Here is a 2,330-nt window from a genome sequence, read left to right on the forward strand (position 1 = left end):
CGGTGGTGGAAACAAGCCCGCTGCCCTTCCTGGCCGCCACGCCGGGCGGGGCCGCCACCTTCACGCTGCCCACCGCCGTCACGCGGGTGGACCGCTTCCGGCTGACCGGCGAGGCGCTGCAGCGATTGGACGCCTCCGGGCGGGTCCTCGCCAGCGTGCCGCACGGGCCGGGGCGGGTCGGACTGGTCGGGGCGGACGTGGTGACGGTCGCGCCCGGTGGGGCGGTGCGGGTCTTCGGCACGGGGCTGGAACCGGTCCGCCGCTGAGGCGCCCCGGCCCCCCGCGCCCTGCCCCTCCCGGCGGGGCGCGTCTTCATGGTCCGGGGGGTGGGGTGGGGAACAGCGTGCCAGCGCCGATTGCCCGGCTGTCAGAGTTCGGTGACGGGGGGGGTGGTTGCATGGGCGGCGATATCGACCGACGCTGCTGTTTGCCCCGGCACCACGCTGCGGGGTGGGGAAAGCCTCCCCGGTCCGGTTTCAGTGAGAAGTCTTAAATCCGCCCCGTCCCTGGAGGGAGAATGTCAAGCCTGCTACAACGCCTCACCCGACCGCGCCCGGCGGCCATCGGCGTGGAGATCGGCACCAGCGCCATCAAGGTGGTGGCGCTGCGGCCCGGTGCTCCGCCCGCCCTGCACCACGCGGTCATGACCCCGACGCCTATCGGCAGCATGCGCGACGGGCTGGTGGCCGATCCGCAGGCGGTGGCGACCGAACTGCGCGGCCTGCTCTCGGCGCACGGGATCACCGCCCGCCACGCCGTCACCGCCGTGCCCAACCAGTCGGCGGTCACGCGCAACATCATGGTGCCGCGCATGGAGCGCAAGGACCTCGACGAGGCGATCAAGTGGGAGGCCGAGCGCTATATCCCCTATCCCATCGACGAGGTCAACCTCGACTACGACCTGCTCGACGACCCCTCGCAGATCCCGGAAGACGGCCAGATGGAAGCCGTGGTCGCGGCGGCGCCCAGCGAGGCGGTCGCCCGGCAGGCCGAGGTGCTGCGGCTCGCGGGCCTCGAACCCGTGGTGGTGGACCTCAAGAGCTTCGCCACCCTGCGGGCGCTGCGCGGCAACCTGCTGGGCGAGCACCTGAACAGGGCGACGCTGGCGGGCAAGAACTACACCGAGCACAGCGAGGTCGCGCTGGTGCTGGAGATCGGCGCGAGCAGCAGCGTGATCAGCCTGGTGCGCGGCGACCGCATCCTGATGGCCCGCAACATCGCGGTGGCCGCCGACGACTTCACCACCGCCCTGCAAAAGGCCTTCGACCTCGACTTCGGCGCCGCCGAGGAGATCAAGCTGGGTTACGCGATGGCGTCGACCCCGACCGAGGCGGAGGAGGACCTGCTGAACTTCGACCTCGCCCGCGAGCAGTACAGCCCCGCCCGCATCTTCGAGGTGGTGCGGCCCGTGCTGGCCGACCTGGTGACCGAGGTGCGGCGCTCGCTGGAGTTCTACCGGGTGCAGTCGGGCGACGTGGTGATCGACCGGACCTTCGTCGCGGGCGGCGGGGCCAAGCTGCGCGGGCTGGAGGGCGCGATCAGCGACGCGCTGGGCTTCCGGGTCGAGGTCGCCAATCCCTGGCTGACGGTGGACACCAGTGCGGCGGGGGCCGACCCCGGTTACCTTCAGCAGCACGCCGCCGAGTTCACGGTGCCGCTGGGCCTCGCCCTGAGGGGGGTGCCGCATGGTTGAGATCAACCTTCTTCCGCAGGAGGGGCGCCGCTCGACCGGGCCAGGCGGCTGGAAGTACGCCGCCGCCGGGGTGCTGGGCGCCTCGCTGCTGCTGATCGCGCTGGGCGAGGCCCGCGTGGGGGGCCGCCTGGCCGAGCTGCGGGACGAACAGGCCCAGTTGCAGGGCGAGATCGCGGCGCTTCAGGAGGCCAAGACCGAACACGACGGCCTGGTCGCCGAGCAGCGCACCCTGGAGGGCGTGACGGCGGTGGCTGGCCAGTTGCGCGACGGCAAGAGCTACTGGACCAACGACCTCGCGGCCTTTTCCGCGCAGCTTCCCAGCGGGGGCGGCGTGGCGCTGACCTCCATGAACGTCAAGCCGATGGACGCCGCCGCGCTGGGGGGGTTGCAGCAGACCGGCGTGTACGCGGGCAAGAACGTGGTCCGCGAGTTCGACCTCTCGGGCACGGCCCGCAGCCAGCAGTCGGTCGTGAACTTCCTGAACGCCTTCGAGAACAGCCCCGGCTTCGCGGTCAACTTCCGCAGCGTGCAGCGCGAGGGCGAGTCGGGGCTCTACACCTTCGCCGCCTCGGTGGGGCTGGTCGGCGAGGATGCGGCGGCGACCCCGGACGGCGCGGCGGCTGGCCCGGCCCCGGAG

General features: G+C 72.3%; 2 protein-coding genes and 1 pseudogene. All 3 read left to right on the forward strand.

Annotated elements, in window-relative coordinates; all coding sequences use genetic code 11:
• A pseudogene (locus QOL99_RS16485) lies at positions 1-266 on the forward strand (hypothetical protein); the annotation flags it as partial.
• A 251-nt stretch (positions 267-517) separates the two neighbouring features.
• Positions 518-1,693 carry a type IV pilus assembly protein PilM gene (gene pilM, locus QOL99_RS16490; RefSeq protein ID WP_285525414.1) on the forward strand — a complete coding sequence of 392 codons (1,176 nt, stop codon included), beginning with the start codon at positions 518-520 and terminating at the stop codon, positions 1,691-1,693.
• On the forward strand, positions 1,686-2,330 hold a 645-nt coding region (locus QOL99_RS16495), incomplete at its 3' end, for a fimbrial assembly protein (protein ID WP_285525416.1). The genes pilM and QOL99_RS16495, both read left to right, overlap by 8 nt.

The organism is Deinococcus rhizophilus, assembly GCF_030271215.1.
Lineage (GTDB): Bacteria > Deinococcota > Deinococci > Deinococcales > Deinococcaceae > Deinococcus > Deinococcus rhizophilus.

What these genes read in the sequence shown, in the direction of transcription:
- pilM (WP_285525414.1), top strand. Translation starts at nt 518, where the DNA reads ATGTCAAGCCTGCTACAACGCCTCACCCGACCGCGCCCGGCGGCCATC.